Source organism: Ramlibacter sp. (genome assembly GCF_035548915.1).
Classification (GTDB): domain Bacteria; phylum Pseudomonadota; class Gammaproteobacteria; order Burkholderiales; family Burkholderiaceae_C; genus Ramlibacter.
In genome coordinates this window covers 34,674-49,400 of the sequence record NZ_DASZSE010000034.1, presented here as the reverse complement: position 1 = coordinate 49,400, position 14,727 = coordinate 34,674, and the positions used below count along the sequence as shown (strand labels likewise).

General features: G+C 68.9%; 13 protein-coding genes. 3 read left to right on the top strand and 10 right to left on the bottom strand.

The features are described from left to right. The first annotated feature begins 287 nt into the window (after nucleotides 1-287). Complete coding sequence (locus VHA82_RS12855) at nucleotides 288-3,485, top strand: hypothetical protein (protein ID WP_325544201.1); 3,198 nt, start codon at nucleotides 288-290, stop codon at nucleotides 3,483-3,485. Between the two features lie 33 nt (nucleotides 3,486-3,518). On the opposite strand, the gene VHA82_RS12850 is transcribed toward VHA82_RS12855, so the two are convergent. Further along, on the bottom strand, nucleotides 3,519-5,762 hold the full coding sequence (locus VHA82_RS12850) for a protein kinase domain-containing protein (protein ID WP_325544199.1): 2,244 nt from the start codon (nucleotides 5,760-5,762) through the stop codon (nucleotides 3,519-3,521). 10 nt (nucleotides 5,763-5,772) lie between these two features. Further along, entirely contained in the window at nucleotides 5,773-6,648 is an 876-nt protein-coding gene (locus VHA82_RS12845) for a c-type heme family protein (RefSeq protein WP_325544197.1), read from the bottom strand. Nucleotides 6,649-6,730: 82 nt separating this feature from the next. Between VHA82_RS12845 and rlmB the strand changes: the two genes are divergently transcribed. Together rlmB and VHA82_RS12835 are read left to right on the top strand one after the other, a co-directional pair. After that, nucleotides 6,731-7,465: a 23S rRNA (guanosine(2251)-2'-O)-methyltransferase RlmB gene (gene rlmB / locus VHA82_RS12840; RefSeq protein WP_325544195.1), complete on the top strand. Its 735-nt coding sequence runs from the start codon at nucleotides 6,731-6,733 to the stop codon at nucleotides 7,463-7,465. Further along, entirely contained in the window at nucleotides 7,462-8,565 is a 1,104-nt protein-coding gene (locus tag VHA82_RS12835; protein ID WP_325544193.1) for an NAD(P)/FAD-dependent oxidoreductase, read from the top strand. The genes rlmB and VHA82_RS12835 overlap by 4 nt, the downstream gene beginning before the upstream one ends. Before the next feature lie 24 nt (nucleotides 8,566-8,589). Here the strand turns inward: VHA82_RS12835 and VHA82_RS12830 are convergent, their stop codons facing one another. From VHA82_RS12830 to VHA82_RS12795, 8 genes are all read right to left on the bottom strand, one after another. After that, nucleotides 8,590-8,805, bottom strand: coding sequence for a molybdopterin-binding protein (locus VHA82_RS12830; RefSeq protein ID WP_325544191.1), 216 nt, complete (start codon nucleotides 8,803-8,805; stop codon nucleotides 8,590-8,592). 26 nt (nucleotides 8,806-8,831) lie between these two features. Beyond that, entirely contained in the window at nucleotides 8,832-9,629 is a 798-nt protein-coding gene (locus VHA82_RS12825; RefSeq protein WP_325544189.1) for an ATP-binding cassette domain-containing protein, read from the bottom strand. Nucleotides 9,630-9,637: 8 nt separating this feature from the next. Beyond that, nucleotides 9,638-10,504: an aliphatic sulfonate ABC transporter permease SsuC gene (gene ssuC, locus VHA82_RS12820; RefSeq protein WP_325544187.1), complete on the bottom strand. Its 867-nt coding sequence runs from the start codon at nucleotides 10,502-10,504 to the stop codon at nucleotides 9,638-9,640. Between the two features lies 1 nt (nucleotide 10,505). Next, nucleotides 10,506-11,669, bottom strand: a complete 1,164-nt coding sequence (gene ssuD / locus VHA82_RS12815) for an FMNH2-dependent alkanesulfonate monooxygenase (RefSeq protein WP_325544185.1) — start codon at nucleotides 11,667-11,669, stop codon at nucleotides 10,506-10,508. Nucleotides 11,670-11,733: 64 nt separating this feature from the next. Beyond that, nucleotides 11,734-12,690 carry a sulfonate ABC transporter substrate-binding protein gene (locus VHA82_RS12810; protein ID WP_325544183.1) on the bottom strand — a complete coding sequence of 319 codons (957 nt, stop codon included), beginning with the start codon at nucleotides 12,688-12,690 and terminating at the stop codon, nucleotides 11,734-11,736. A gap of 73 nt (nucleotides 12,691-12,763) precedes the next feature. After that, nucleotides 12,764-13,351, bottom strand: a complete 588-nt coding sequence (gene ssuE, locus VHA82_RS12805) for an NADPH-dependent FMN reductase (RefSeq protein ID WP_325544181.1) — start codon at nucleotides 13,349-13,351, stop codon at nucleotides 12,764-12,766. 120 nt (nucleotides 13,352-13,471) lie between these two features. Beyond that, nucleotides 13,472-14,044, bottom strand: a complete 573-nt coding sequence (locus tag VHA82_RS12800) for a chromate transporter (RefSeq protein ID WP_325544179.1) — start codon at nucleotides 14,042-14,044, stop codon at nucleotides 13,472-13,474. Further along, nucleotides 14,041-14,724: a chromate transporter gene (locus VHA82_RS12795; protein WP_325544177.1), complete on the bottom strand. Its 684-nt coding sequence runs from the start codon at nucleotides 14,722-14,724 to the stop codon at nucleotides 14,041-14,043. The genes VHA82_RS12800 and VHA82_RS12795 overlap by 4 nt, the downstream gene beginning before the upstream one ends. Between the last annotated feature and the right edge of the window lie 3 nt (nucleotides 14,725-14,727).

Sequence of the window (14,727 nt, the reverse complement as noted above, 5' to 3'; positions counted from 1 at the left end):
TGCCCTCATGCGCAAGAGTACGAACTGTCGAGTGGAACGGAATCGCTTCGAGCGTCACTCAACCGGCGTCCCTCTTCAGGAAGTACGCCATGTCAGCTCCGAATTCGATCACCACTTCGCCGAACGCGGCGCTGCTTCCGGGCGAGCCACAGCCTGTCGAACACGAAGAGATGCAGCCGCGCGCAAGGCGCAGTGCGGTTGTCGGCAGGGATGACCTTCCACCCGGGCCGCCTCGGCCCATTGACGGCGGACGGTCGTCCCTCGTTGCCGCAACCGGTCGGCGCCCGGTGGCAGGTGCCGACGCCGAGGAGAAGCCCTTCCGCCCGGAGCCGGAGTTCAAGCGTCCGTCCGCCGGCAGCCTCTCGAGCCGCCCGAAAGGATTCATGGCTTCGGTGCGGGCAAAGACGGGGACGCTGAGGGGCTCGCGAAAGGCGGCTCCGCCCGATCCGGCGGCGGCAGGAGCGGAAGACCGGCTGCTCGCGGTAGCGCAACGTCCCTCGATCCAGTCGGCCTTGGCCGAGGCCATCGCAAGCGGCGACGCCGAGGTCTATTCGCGCGCGGTGTCCGAAGTCATGGAAGCATTCCCGGGGACGGAATGCGACGCCGTGATCGTGCAGGCGATCGCATGCCTGCTTCAGCAAGGCGTCATCGACCCGCCCGCGATCAGCAATTTCTTCGCGACGGTCATGATTGCCGAGCGATTGAGCGAACTGGTCTCGCACGTCCAGCCCACGGGCGCGCCCGAGCAGGCGACCGTCCTGATGCTCGCCGGGAATTCACTGCATGCGCGCAACTTGGTCCCCGTCGCCGCCGGCGACCCGCACGCATCCGGGATGCACAGCCGAGCGAATGCCGCTCGCGAGCCCAGGACGCGCGAGGGGCACGCGAATTTCCTTTCGCTCTTCCTGCCGGTGATCGAGGCGGTGCAGAACGCCTCCGACGGCCGCTCGCTGACCGAAGTGCTGCGCCGGATCAAGGATGCCCGGGCGATGCACGCGAGGAGTTCCTATCCGTACAAGGGCAGTTTCGTGGACGACCTGAAGGAACTGATCGCCGAAAACCTCTCTGGCGAGGAACGCGACGCGCTGGCCCGGGCGCTGCGCCGCGTGAAGATGCGCGAACTGCGCGCCGTCCTGCGGGAAGTGGGCCGCACGGCCGCGGTCAAGATGTTCGATGCGCTGCCCGATGAACTGCGCCGGCTCGAGTCGGCGCTTTGTGCGATGCGCACGGCAGCCGACCCGGCCGGAGAGGACGAATCGCCTTGCATCCCCCAGCTTGCCATGGTGAGTCCGGCGGTGCGCGAGACGTTGCGGGCGGCCTGCGCGATCGAGATCGAAACGAACGAGAGCGTCAGCGTCGTCTCGGGCGCTGCATCGCGCAACGTGCGGACTCTCCTCGGCAAGGAACTGCGAAGCATTGTCGAGGCGCCGCAGACGGCTGCGGACCCGGAGGAACTTGCCGACTACGTCCTGGACGGCGCCCCGCTGGTGGACAAGGAAGAGCTGACGCGGCCCGGGACGGACCGGCAACAGGTGCTCCTTGCAGCCGATCGGAAGCTGATGCAGTGGACGAGCGATGCGCCGGCCATGCTGCGAACCCTTCGGCGCGTCGCGAGCGGCGGCGCCACGGGTGCCTTGACCGGGGCGATCGTCCATTCCCCCGACAACCCCTTCCGCCTGGCGGACGGCACGCCTTTCATTCCATCGAGTGCCGGCCGGGTCGCGTTCAGCATTCGCCGCAATGGAAGAAACGGTCTCGTCGTGACTTGCCGCTGGAGATTTCCGAAGACGACCCGCGCGCGGGTGATCGACCCGATGGGACGGGAAAGAGTCGTCGCGCTCGACGAACCCGTGCGAACGGGCTTGAGCTGGGACATCAAGATTTCGCCCGACGGCGCGGCCGCCCTCGTTCCCGCCTCGGTCGATTTCTGGCGGGGCAGCGATGTGCCCGACGAGGTGAGCGAATTGACCCGCGCCGATGCGAACCCTTACCTGGTCGACGAACTCATCGACTTTCTGGAACGCGAGCACAGCATGGAGAACATCTCCTTCATCCGCGCGTTGAACGAGTTCGACAAGATCGGCTCTCTCGAAGAAGCGATCTCGCGGGCCGAAGGGATTCGGGGCGAGTACGTCGCGCAAGGGGCGCCCCAGCAGGTCAACCTGCCTGCCCAGACGCGCCAGGCGATCAAGGACGCGATCGAACGCGCCTCGTCGCCGGACCTGCCGGATGCCGAACGCCATCGATTGCTCACGGACGCGTTCGCGGCGGCCCGGGAGGCCATCGCCGAGCTCATGCGGCGCGACACCTACAGGCGCTTTCTCTCGCAGGCGCGAAGCAATCTTCCTGCGCAGGCCCTGCCCAACGAGCCGCCGCCGCCTCCCGAAGCCCACCGCCGCAGCCTTGCCGAGATCGACGGCGACTGGTTGAGCATGAGCAACACCGTCGCGGGCAAACTGAACGTGCTCGCGACGCCGCTTCCGAGCGCGAGCCTGGTGCAAACCTGGGTGCGCGAGATCGAGAACCTGGATCTCGCGCCGGGTGCGTTCGCCCAGCACGTGAGCGGGTGCCTGAACGCCATGCCCCTGGAGGCGGTCGCATCGCTGGTCTACAACCTGGACGGATTCACGCCGCCAGGACAGGACACGCTTCCGCGCGTCGGCGCCGTGCTCGCGGCCGCGCGCGCACGACTCCGGGGTACGCGCGAGGGGCGGATGACACCGGAGGGCGTGCTGCTCGAAACGGTTGTGCCCGCCCGGATCGACATGCGGACGCTTTCCGCATGGCTGGCGGGGCACCGCGTGAATGAAGAAGAGGTCGCCACGTTCTTCCAAAAACTGGGAGGCGTCGCCCTCCACCGCATCCACACCTCGAGCGACCTCGACGAGGACATGGTCCGCATCGTCGGCAATGTGCTTCGCGCCCGCCGTGAACAGATCGAATTCCAGGGAACTCAGCTCGCTGGGAGAATCCGCGATTCCGTGCCAGGGCTCGTTCGGCAGGTGACCTCGCCGGGCGCGGCCCTGTTGCTTTCCGTTTGGCAAATCGCCGCCTCGCTCGCCTCCAGCGTTCAGAGATTCCAGGAGACCTGTCAAGACAACAGGGTGCGAGGGCTTTCGACATCCTTTGGGCCGCTCACGCGGCCTCTCGCGGCGGCACTGATCGCGCAACTTCGGGAGTTCGGCGTCCGGCCTCCGCTGGACCCGAGGCGCACGCAGGAATACAGATCGACGCTCATCCAGTTGGGTGGAGCGCTGCACGAAGTCGACGAGGCATTGCGAACCCGAGTGCCCGCCTCGGAAGAATTGCCCCCGCCCCCGGGGCAAACCTCGCCGTCGTCGGAGGCATTGCCGCCGCCATTGTCGTCGGACGATGAGCCGCTCACCCCACCGCCTCCCGAGCAGGAGCCGTCGCCTCACCTGCCGCCGCCCGAGCAGGACCCATCGCCGCGCACGCCGCCGCCGCCCGAGGACCCGGATGCATGAAGCACCCCGGATCGGCAGCGAGGCCGAAGACCGCTAGAAGCTTCGCCGCGGCAGCGCCTTGTGCAACGCCGCGAGGAAAGCTTCGCGCTGGTCCTTGCGGTCGACGTTGTCCACCATCGCCGCGACGAGGTCCTTGAAGGTCGCGCTGCGGGCGATCTCCTTGCGCACCACGATGCGTGCCATCGGCCCGATGAACTTGCTGAGCGCGAGTTCCATCGCGGCGACTTCCTCGGCGGGCAGATCGAGCGGCCGCGTGGTGGTCGAGCCGCTGCGAGTGGAAATCGGCTGCGCTGCCGGCGCCGCGCGCTGCGCGGGAATGCTCGCACCGAGCGCCGAACGCGGCATCGTGTTCGACTTCGCGGGCGCCGAAGGCATCGCGCCGGAACGCGGCTGAGTGACACCGCGCGGCTTCGAAATCGCAACGCTCTGGCCGCCCGTCGCATGGCTATGCGGCGGATGGCTGCTCGGCCCTTGCTGCCCCGAGAGAAACAGTTCGCGCAAGGCCTCGTCCTGGATCGTGGGCGCGAGCGTCTCGCGCAACTGCTCCACCGACTGCGCGAGCGGCCGCGCCTTGGCCACCAGCACGCGCGCGAGCGGGCCGATGTGCCGCGCGAGTTCGGCCTCCACCTCCGCGGCGCTCGCATCGTCGAGCGCGGCTCCTTGCACCGGCACCGTCTGCGTGTAGCCGGTCGACGGGCCGGTGCGCTTCGTGGTCGATGTCTTCGCGCCGCCCGGCGAGCCGGCCGCATAGAGTTCATGCACGCGACCGTGCTTGTCCTCGTACTGCCCGAGGTAGGCGAACATGTCGGCCGTGTCGTCGGTGATGCGCGAGATCACGTCGTAGTACGCGCGCGAGACGAGCACCTGGTTCGGCTGCGCGAAATCCATCACGCGCTGCGCGACGTTGATGCCGTCGCCGATCACGTTCACGCGTTCGTTGATGTCCTTCACGACGCGCACCGGCCCCATGTGCAGCCCGAGCCGGAGCGCGAACGCCTTGCCCTGGCGCTGCCCGAGCAGGTCGCGCAACAGCAGCGTGGAGCGCAGCGCCTCCTCCGGGTCGCCCATGAAGCAGATGGCCGCGCCGTCGCCCGTGTCGATGGCGATGCGCGTTTCCTCCGGCACCCCGCGCAGCGCCTTGCCGAGCAGGTCCTTGAACATCTTGCGGATCGCCTGCTGATCGTCCACCGACCGCACCGAATAGCCGACCATGTCGAGAAAGAGGATCGTGCACAGGAGCGTGCGCTTCGCCTGCGGGCCGGGGACGGTAGTGGAGGCGGGCTCGAGCGCACGCACCGCGCCCTTCGGCAGAGCGCGAGTGTCGGTGCGGTTGCCGTCGTCGGGCAGCACGACGTCGAGCGTGGCCGCGCCATCCACCGAACTGCGGAACTCGGCCACCGACTGCGGACGGCGGCCTTCCTCCGGCTGCAGCGCCCAGTCGATCGCGGCAAGGAGGGCCGCGCCGTAGACCGAATCGTCGGCGAGTTCGGCCGCCGGCACCATCTCGTCGGTCTTCACGCGCGCGGCCGATTCCACGGGCTTCCTGCCCGTCACCATCCAGTACATCACCGCGCCGATCGAGTAGATGTCGGTCCACGGCCCCTGGTGCCCCTGCGAGTGGTACTGCTCGAACGGCGCGAAGCCGGGACTCACGATGTTCGTGAGCTCCTTGTTGCCCGACATGCGCCGGGCCGAACCGAAGTCCAGCAGCACGGGGGAGTTGTCCGCGCGCACGTAGATGTTGTCGGGCTTGATGTCGCGGTGAAGAAAGCCCGCGCCGTGCACCTGCTCCAGTCCTTCGAGCAGGGGCAGGACGATGCCGAGCAGCGAGCGCTGCGAGAGCGGCGCGTGCTGCGGCACCCACTTCTTCAGCGACAGGCCCGACTCGTACTCCATCACGATGTAGGCCGTGCCGTTTTCGCGGAAGTAGCGCAGCACGCGCACGATGTTGGCGTGGCGAAAGGTCGCGAGCGCGCGCGCTTCGTCGAGGAAGCGCTCGAGCCCCCATTCGAACGTGCCGCGGTTGTCTTCGTTGCCGGATCGGATGTGGACCGTGTGGCCCGTGCCGCGCACGGCGAGGTCGGAGGGAAAGTACTCCTTGATCGCGACGGGCAGGTTCAGGTTGTCGTCGCGCGCGAGGTAGGTGATGCCGAAGCCGCCGCCGCCCAGCGTCTTTTCGATGCGGTACTCGTGGATGGCGTAGCCCGCGGGCAGCGCCGCTTCGTCCGCCGCCGCGGCGTGCGGTGGCGCGGGCGGCGTGGCGTCGGGCGGGCCCATCGCGCGGCGGCTACTGCTCGCCGATCATCTGCATGGCCTTCTCGAGGCTGCGGCGCATGCGATTGAAGGAGCTGCCGAGCACCGCGACTTCGTCGCCGCCCCGCTCGCTGAATTCGGGTTCGCCGAAGTCGCCGGTGCTGATCCTGTCCGCCGACTCCGACATCTTCCGGATCGGCCGCACGATGAGCCAGCTCAGCATGACGTTCAGCACGACGAAGACGGCCACGAACACGCCGGCGAGCGACAGCATGAAGGTGTGGAATGCGTTCTCGGCTTTGGCGAGCGGCACTTCCATCGGCACGCTCACGATCTGGGCGCCGACGATCTCGTTGTGCTTCCAGCCGAACCCGTTCGCCTCGCCGTAGATCTTGATCATGGTGGGCGGCGCCTCGGCGGCGGTGTTGTGGCACTGCAGGCAGGCCGCGTTGGTGATCTGGATCGGCCGCGCGATGAAAAGGCTGCGGCCGTTGGCCGACTGCCGCTCGGAGACGACTTCGGTCACGTCCGCATGGTTGCGAAACCGGTTCACGAGGTCGGCTTCCCAGTCGGCCGTGCGGTCGCGCGGATTGGTCGGGTTGAGCGTCGCTTCCTTGTAGCTGTATTCCGCGTACTTCTTGCGCAGCGTGTTGATCGTCTCGGTGGCCGCGAACGCGGGCACGGTCTGCGGCAGGAAGACGTCGTCGAGCTGCTTGATGAGGTGGGGGCGGATCTGGTCGACCGTGTAGGACCGAACGGAAAGCGCGGCTTCGAGCATGAGGCGCGCGTCGCGCACGACTTCGTCGCGGGCGTTGGCCTGCAGCAGTTCGCGCGAAACGAAGCCCGCCGCGGCGAAGCCGGCCAGGAACACGACAACCAGCACCAGGTTGAACTTGAGGCGCAGTCCCATTCCGATTCCCCTCTCGCCTTGCCGAATATTGAGGACGATTCTATCCACCCGACTCTTCGATGGCGCACCGGATAATCCAGGGATGTCCTCCCGAGTCCTTTTCGGCTTTCATGCGGTGGGCGTACGCCTGAAGACCGCGCCGCAGTCCATCGTCGAGATTTACGCGGACCCGTCGCGGCGGGACGCCCGCATGCGGCAGTTCGTGGCGCGCGCGGGCGAAGCGGGCGTGCGCCTGATCGAGGCGGACGCCGAGCGGCTCGCGAAGCTCGCGGGCACCGTCGGCCACCAGGGCGTGGTCGCGCGCGTGCAGCCGCTTGCGCAGACGCATTCGCTCGACGATCTGCTGGACGGTGTGGAAGGGCCGCCGCTCGTGCTCGTGCTGGACGGCGTGACCGACCCGCACAACCTCGGCGCCTGCCTGCGCGTGGCCGACGGCGCCGGAGTGCATGCCGTGGTCGCGCCGAAGGATCACGCCGCCGGGATCAATGCGACCGTCGCGAAGGTCGCGAGCGGCGCGGCCGAGACGGTGCCGTACTTCATGGTGACCAATCTCGCGCGCACGATGGGCGAGCTGAAGGAGCGCGGCATCCGGTGCGTGGGGCTTTCCGACGACGCGGACAAGACGCTCTACCAGGCGGACCTGAAGGACCCGCTCGCGCTCGTGATGGGCGCGGAGGGCACGGGCATGCGGCAGCTCACGCGCAAGACCTGCGACGATCTCGTGGCGATCCCCATGCTCGGGGCGGTCGAGAGCCTGAACGTCTCGGTGGCAAGCGGCATCTGTCTGTACGAAGCGGTGCGGCAGCGCGGCCGATGAAGGTCGACCTGGCGGTGGTCGGAGCCAGCTTCGCCGGGCTCGCGTGCGCGCGTGCGGCAGCGCTCGGCGGCTTGCGGGTCGCGGTGATCGAGAAGAAGGCAACCGCCGGCGAGAAACTGCACACCACGGGCCTTGTCGTGAAGGACGCCGTGGATTCGGTCGCCTGGCTGCGCGAGGTGCCCGCCGCGCTCGTGCGGCGCATCGATGGCGTGCGGCTTTACGCGCCCAACCTGCGCCACGTGGACCTCGCGGCGCCCGGCTACTACTTCTGGGCCACCGATGCGCCCGCGCTCATGGACTGGATGGTGGAGTCGGTTCGGGCCTGCGGCGTGGACGTTCGGCTCGAGCGCCTGTTCACCGAGGCGCGCCGCGCGGGCGGCGAATGGCGCATCCCGTTCGCATCGGGCGAGGAGATCGCCGCACGCTATCTCGTCGGCGCGGACGGTCCACGATCGCGCGTGGCGCAGGTCCTCGGCCTCTCGCGCAACACCGAGTTTCTCTTCGGCATCGAGCACGAGTATGCCGAGGCGGCCCTGGCGCCGGACCTCCTGCACTGCTTCATCGACGCGAAGCTCGCGCCCGGGTACATCGCCTGGGCGTTCGCGGGCGTTCGCGCGGCGCAGGTGGGACTCGCGCGGCGTTCCAGCGGGATGCGCGCGGGCGCGGTCGATCTCGCGCCCTTTCTGCACAAGGTGCGCGGGCACGTGACGTGCGAGGGCCGCGCGTCGTCGGTGCGCGCGGGGCTCATTCCCTGCGGCGGCCTGCTCGCGCGCGTTGCATGCCCCGGTGCGCTGCTCGTGGGCGATGCGGCCGGCATGGTGTCGCCCGTGACGGCGGGCGGCATCCATACGGCGCTGTGGCATGGCGAGCGCGTGGGCGATGCGGTCGCGGCGCATCTGTGCGGCGCTGCGGACGATCCCGCCGGCTGGCTCGCCCGCGCGTATCCGCGGTTTCGCGCGAAACGGGTGTTGCGCACGCTCTACGATCGTTTCCAGAACGACTGGATCTTCGATCGCCTGCTCGCAACCGCCGCGATGCGGCGCGCGGCGCAGCTCGTGTTTTTCCATCGCAAGGCGGGCGTGGACCGCCGGGTGGCGTGACCGGCGAGGCATCCACTTCGCGCGTCAGAGCTTCGCGATCGACACTTCCGTGGCTTTGACGAGCGCAACCACGTCGCTGCCGGGCTTGAGCTGAAGCTCGTCGACCGAGCGCGTCGTGATGACCGATGTCACGATGCCCCAGGGTGTCTGCACATCCACTTCCGACAGCACGTCGCCCCGGATGATTTCCTTCACCTGACCCTTGAACTGGTTGCGGACGTTGATCGCTTGAATCGCCATGGTGTTTCTCCTGTGGTTGGAACGAATCAGACGGCCCAGCGCAGCGCATGGGCCGCGGGCTGGAACCGGTGGGCATCCGGCGGGTCGGCCTCGGTTGTCTCGAGGACGCGCGCCAGGATCTGCTGCTCGAGCGCCGCGAACGCCGCGTCGCCGTGCGAACGCGGGCGGGGCAGCGGGATGCGAAGGTCCATCGTGACCTGCCCCTCCTCGATCAGCACGACCCGGTCGGCGAGGCTCACGGCCTCCTGCACGTCGTGCGTGACGAGCAGCGCCGTGAAGCCGTGGCGCCGCCAGAGCGATTCGATGAGCCGCTGCATCTCGATGCGCGTGAGCGCATCCAGCGCGCCGAGCGGCTCGTCCAGCAGAAGAAGGCGCGGCTCGTGCGCCAGTGCCCGCGCGAGCGCCACGCGCTGGCGCTGGCCGCCGGAGAGGCGGGAGGGCCATTCGCCGGCCCGGTCCGCGAGTCCCACCTGCCCGAGCAGGTCGAGCGCCTGATCGTGCCGCTCGGACGCGAGACCGAGCGCGACGTTGTCCCACACGCGGCGCCACGGCAGCAGACGCGCGTCCTGGAACATGATGCGCGTGTCCTCGCGCAGGCCGCCCTGCGCGTCGCCGTCGATCCGCACGCTGCCGCGCGTCGGGTCTTCGAGGCCCGCGACCAGGCGCAGGAGCGTGCTCTTGCCGCAGCCGCTGCGCCCCACGATGGCGACGAATTCGCCGGGTTCGATCTCGAGGCTCGCGCGCCGCAGGACGTCGCGGCGGACATAGCGTTTCGAGAGGCGGTGCAGCGTCACGCGCGCGCCGGGATCGGCGGAGGAATTCATGGCGTCTTTCATTGATGGGCGGGATGCCAGCGCAGCCACCAGCGCTCGAGCCCGCTCGCGGCGACGTCGGCAAGCTTGCCGAGGAGCGCATAGAGCAGGATGCCCACGAGCACGACGTCCGTCTGCAGGAACTCGCGCGCGTTCATCGTGAGATAGCCGATGCCCGCCTGCGCGGAGATCGTCTCGGCGACGATCAGGATCACCCACATGAGGCCGAGCGAGAAGCGCAGGCCCACGAGGATGGAAGAGAGCGCGCCGGGCAGGATCACCTGCCGATACAGCGGCCAGCCGCGCAGCCCGTAGGTGCGTGCCATCTCGATCAGACCCGGGTCGACGTTGCGGATGCCGTGGAACGTGTTGAGGTAGATCGGAAAGAACACGGACACGGCGATCAGGAACAGCTTCGCGCTCTCGTCGATCCCGAACCAGAGGATCACGAGCGGGATCAACGCGAGCGCGGGGATGTTGCGCAGCATCTGCAGGCTCGTGTCCAGAAGCCGTTCCGCCCAGCGCACGGAGCCGGTGAGGAGCCCGAGCGCGAGTCCGAGCGTGCCGCCGATCGCGAGTCCGCCGAACGCGCGCGCGGCGCTCACCTTGACGTGCGTCCACAACTCGCCGGACGCGGCGAGCCTGCGGAAAGCCTTCAGCACTTCGACCGGCTCGGGCAGCACGCGCGTGGAAAGCCATCCGAGCTGCGAAGCGCCTTGCCACACCGCGACCAGCGCGAGAGGCAACGCCCACGGCAACGACCGGGCTGCGGCCACGCGCAGCAGCGCCGCGGCGCGCGAAGGCCGAACGTCGCATTTCGCTTCCGGCACGGCGAAGCCGGTCGGCTCCATCGTGAGCGCGCCGGTCTGCAGTTCGGGCGGTCCCATGTCACGCCCGCGAAGGCCGCGGCTCGTAGCTGTTCGCGACCACTTCGCCGAAGGGACCGGACAATACCCGGCCGGGAAGCTGCTCGCTCGCTCGCGCGGGCAGCAGCGGGAACACGAGTTCCGCGAAGCGATACGCCTCCTCGAGATGCGGATAGCCGGAGAGAATGAACTTGTCGAGGCCGAGCGAGGCGTACTCCTCGATGCGTGCCGCCACTGTTTGCGGGCTGCCGACGAGCGCCGTGCCCGCGCCGCCGCGAACCAGTCCGACGCCGGCCCACAGGTTGGGCGAGATCTCGAGGTCCGCGCGCGTTCTCCTGCGTCCGTTGCCGTGGAGCGCGGCCATGCGGCGCTGGCCTTCCGAATCCATGCGCGCGAATGCTTCCTGCGCACGCAGCACCGTCGCGTCGTCCAGGCGGCCGATGAGCGCTTCGGCGGCCTGCCATGCGGCGTCTTCGGTCTCGCGCACGATCACGTGCAGGCGTATCCCGAACTGCACTTCACGGCCGTGGCGCGCGGCGCGCAGGCGCACGTCGGCGACCTTGCGCGCGACTTGGTCGGGCGGCTCGCCCCAGGTGAGATAGGTCTCGGCCTGCTGCGCGGCGAGTTCGTGCGCCGCTTCCGACGATCCGCCGAAATACACAGGCGGGTGCGGCTGCTGCACGGGGGGGAACATGAGCTTCGCGCCGCGCACGCCGAGATGTTCGCCCTCGTAGTCGAACGACCGCCCGTCGTGGCTGCGCGCGAGGATTTCGCGCCAGATGCGGATGAACTCGCTCGACTGCCGGTAGCGCTCGGCGTGATCGAGGAAGACGCCGTCGCCTTCGAGCTCCACCTGGTCGCCCCCGGTCACGAGGTTGACCAGCAGGCGGCCGCCGGAGAGGCGGTCGAAGCTCGCGGCCATGCGCGCCGCGAGACTCGGCTGGTGCAGGCCGGGGCGCACGGCCACCAGGAACTTGAGCTTCCTCGTCACCGCGATCAGGCTGGAGGCCACCACCCACGGGTCCTCGCACGAGCGGCCCGTGGGAATCAGCACGCCTTCGTAGCCGAGATGGTCCGCGGCCTGCGCGATCTGCTTCAGATAGTCGTGGTCGACCTGGCGCGCGCCCTCGGCCGTGCCGAGATAGCGGCTGTCGCCATGGGTGGGAAGGAACCAGAACACTTTCATCGCTGCTGCTCCAGGTGATGCCGCGGGAAGCGCTTCGGCGCGTGGAGGAAGTCGCGGCGGTCCATCACTGCGGTTCCTGCCATGCCGCTTCGCGCACCGAGATCGGCTTCGGGATCAGCCTGAGCTCGGTGAACGTATCGGCGATCCGCTGCTGCTGCGCGGTCACAGCGGGCGTGAGCGGCTTCACGCCGAACTCCGAGCGGCGCAGGCTCACTTCGACGACGTCGACCGGCAAGCCCTGCAAAGGCGCGATCTGTTCGGCGGCTTGGCGCGGGTGCGCCTTGAGCCACTCTCCCTTTTCCACCGAGTCGGCGAAGAGCGCGCGGATCACCTGCGGGTTGCGGTCGGCATAGCCGCGTTCGGCGAGGTAGAACTGGTGATTGCTCGCGACGCCCGTCGCATCGGCGAGGACGCGCGCGCCGATCTGCTTCTCGGCCGCCGCGGTGTAGGGATCCCAGATGGCCCAGGCGTCGACGGCCTTGCTCTCGAAGGCGGCCCGCGCGTCGGCGGGCGGCAGGTAGACGGGGGTGATGTCGGAGACCTTCAGCCCGTGCTTTTCGAGCAGCTTCACGAGCAGGTAATGCACGTTGCTGCCCTTGTTCAGCGCGACCTTGCGGCCCTTCAGTTCGGCGACCGACCGGATCGCCGAATCCTTCGGCACGACGATCGCCTCGGCTCTCGGCGCGGCCGGTTCGTTGCCGATGTAGTAGAACCGCGCGCCCGCGGCCTGCGCGAAGATGGGCGGCGCCTCGCCGGTGAAGCCGACGTCCACCGAGCCGACGTTCAGACCTTCGAGCAGCTGCGGACCCGCGGGAAACTCGACCCACTTCACGCCCACGCCGAGCGGGGCGAGCTTCTTCTCGATGCTGCCCTGGGCCTTCTGCAGCACGAGCAGGCTCGCGCCCTTCTGATAGCCGATGCGCAGGTCTTTCCCGGACTGCGCGAGCGCGGGCAGCGCGAGGGTGGAAGCGAGCGCGAGCAGTGCCGCGCGGCGTACGACGGCATTCAACAGTTTCTTCATGGCAAAGGTTCTCCTTGCCCGCGCGGCGCGGGCTGTGATGGGGGGGTGAATTCGGCGGGGGGCGGCGGCGGGTTCAGACGCTACATCGCACGTTCTCGAAGGGCACCGGCTGGAAGGTGCCGGCCGAGGGCGTGTTGCGCGCGTGTTCCCGCACCAGCTCGAGCACGGCGTCGTCGAGCCGCGCATCGACGTCGGAGGCGATGTGCCAGCCGCCTTCGGGCAGCAGCGTCACCTGCGAGTCCGTCGCGTAGATGCCGGGCAGGATGTGGCGCGCTCCGAGCGACTGGAGCACGGGACGCAGCGCGTAGTCGAGCGCAAGCATGTGGTGGGGGCTGCCGCCCGTGGCGAGGGGCAGGATCACCTTCTCGCGCAATGCCGTTTGCGGCAACAGGTCGAGAAAGACCTTCAGCACGCCGCTGTACGCGGCCTTGTAGACGGGCGTGGCGACCACGACGGCGGCGGCGCGCCGCACCGCGTCCGCGGCCGCGCGGATCGTGCGATGCGACGTGTCGGCCAGGAGCAGCGCCTGCGGAGAGAGGTCGCGGATGTGCAGCCGCTCGATCAGCGGACCGCGGCCGCCCAGCCGATGGCTCACGCGGTCGAGCAGTGCCGCCGAGCGCGACCGCTCGGAGGGGCTTCCGGCCAGCAGCAGGATGGACATTCGGGTGACTCCGCTCTTTGCGCGAATTGGGATACACGCATTCTGGGAAGCGCCGCCTCCGAATGGAACGACAGAGTTCTTGTTTCGTTATCCGGATATGCAAATCCCGGTGCCCATGGCTCAGACGAGCCCGAACCACCCGAGAATCGCTCCCGCCCCGAGCAGCCACAACAGATGAATCTTCGTGCGCCACACGAGCAGCATGCTCACGAAGGCCAGGAGCCACAGCGGCCAGTGCTCGAGCCCGGTGTGGCCGCCCGTCGCGAGGATCCAGCCCGTGGCAACGAGCAGGGCCACCACGATCGGCGCCATGCCCTGCTTGAACGCGCGCACGCCGCGCAGGTCGCGGTTCTCGTGGCTCCAGCGTGTCGCGTAGTAGGTGAGCGCCGTGCTCGGCAGAAGCGTCCCGAGCATGCAGACGGCGAGTCCGAGCAGGGCGGTGGCCGTATTGCCCGCGTTCAGCCCGACGTTCCAGCCGAGGAGCGCGACGAAGAGCACGTTCGGCCCCGGCGCGGCCTGCGCGATCGCCACCGAAGCGCTGAATTGCGCTTCGCTGAGCCAATGCTGCTCCTGCACGAGGTAGCGGTGCATGTCGGGCGCGGTGGTGATCGCGCCGCCCACCGCGAGCAGCGACAGCATCGTGTAATGCAGGAAGAGGGCGAGCCAGTCGGGAAACGACATCGCGATCGTCATCGCGCGAGCCTCGCGTAGGTGAGCACGCACGAGAGGCCGCCGAGCCCGAGCAGCACCCACGCGAGCGGCCATCTGAGGATCGCGACGCCCGCGAACGTGAGCGCACCGAGAACGAGGCAGGCGGGGACACCCAGCGGGTGGGTCCTGAGCGTGCCGAAGAGCTTCACACCGGTGGCGGTGATGAGTCCCGCCGCGACGGCGCCCATGCCCCGCAACGCACCCGCCACGTGCGCATTGCCCGCGAATTGCGCGTAGACGAGCGCGAGGACGAGCACGACGAGCAGCGGCACGGCGATGAGCCCGAGCACCCCCACGATCGCGCCGCGCCAGCCGAACCAGCGGTTGCCGAGCATGATGCCGAGGTTCACCACGTTCGGTCCGGGAAGAATCTGCGCGACGGCCCATTCCTCGACGAATTCTTCCTGCGTCATCCAGCCGCGCCGCTCGACCAGCTCGCGCTGCACCACGGCGAGCACGCCGCCGAAGCCCTGGAGAGCAAGGATGGTGAGCGAGATGAATAGCTCCGACAGGGACGCGGGGCGCGGCCGCTCGGCCTCGGCGGCCGTTGTGGACTCCGGCTGCGTCACGCCATTGGGCGACGTGGACCGCGCCGCATCGGACGTCATCGGGATCGGCGTCGCGGTCTTCGCAGGCCGCGCTGCGCGGGGCGCTTCTGGCATGCC

What these genes read in the sequence shown, in the direction of transcription:
- VHA82_RS12850 (WP_325544199.1), bottom strand. Translation starts at nt 5,762, where the DNA reads ATGGGCCCGCCCGACGCCACGCCGCCCGCGCCACCGCACGCCGCGGCG.
- VHA82_RS12845 (WP_325544197.1), bottom strand. Translation starts at nt 6,648, where the DNA reads ATGGGACTGCGCCTCAAGTTCAACCTGGTGCTGGTTGTCGTGTTCCTG.
- rlmB (WP_325544195.1), top strand. Translation starts at nt 6,731, where the DNA reads ATGTCCTCCCGAGTCCTTTTCGGCTTTCATGCGGTGGGCGTACGCCTG.
- VHA82_RS12835 (WP_325544193.1), top strand. Translation starts at nt 7,462, where the DNA reads ATGAAGGTCGACCTGGCGGTGGTCGGAGCCAGCTTCGCCGGGCTCGCG.
- VHA82_RS12830 (WP_325544191.1), bottom strand. Translation starts at nt 8,805, where the DNA reads ATGGCGATTCAAGCGATCAACGTCCGCAACCAGTTCAAGGGTCAGGTG.
- VHA82_RS12825 (WP_325544189.1), bottom strand. Translation starts at nt 9,629, where the DNA reads ATGAATTCCTCCGCCGATCCCGGCGCGCGCGTGACGCTGCACCGCCTC.
- ssuC (WP_325544187.1), bottom strand. Translation starts at nt 10,504, where the DNA reads ATGGGACCGCCCGAACTGCAGACCGGCGCGCTCACGATGGAGCCGACC.
- ssuD (WP_325544185.1), bottom strand. Translation starts at nt 11,669, where the DNA reads ATGAAAGTGTTCTGGTTCCTTCCCACCCATGGCGACAGCCGCTATCTC.
- VHA82_RS12810 (WP_325544183.1), bottom strand. Translation starts at nt 12,690, where the DNA reads ATGAAGAAACTGTTGAATGCCGTCGTACGCCGCGCGGCACTGCTCGCG.
- ssuE (WP_325544181.1), bottom strand. Translation starts at nt 13,351, where the DNA reads ATGTCCATCCTGCTGCTGGCCGGAAGCCCCTCCGAGCGGTCGCGCTCG.
- VHA82_RS12800 (WP_325544179.1), bottom strand. Translation starts at nt 14,044, where the DNA reads ATGACGATCGCGATGTCGTTTCCCGACTGGCTCGCCCTCTTCCTGCAT.
- VHA82_RS12795 (WP_325544177.1), bottom strand. Translation starts at nt 14,724, where the DNA reads ATGCCAGAAGCGCCCCGCGCAGCGCGGCCTGCGAAGACCGCGACGCCG.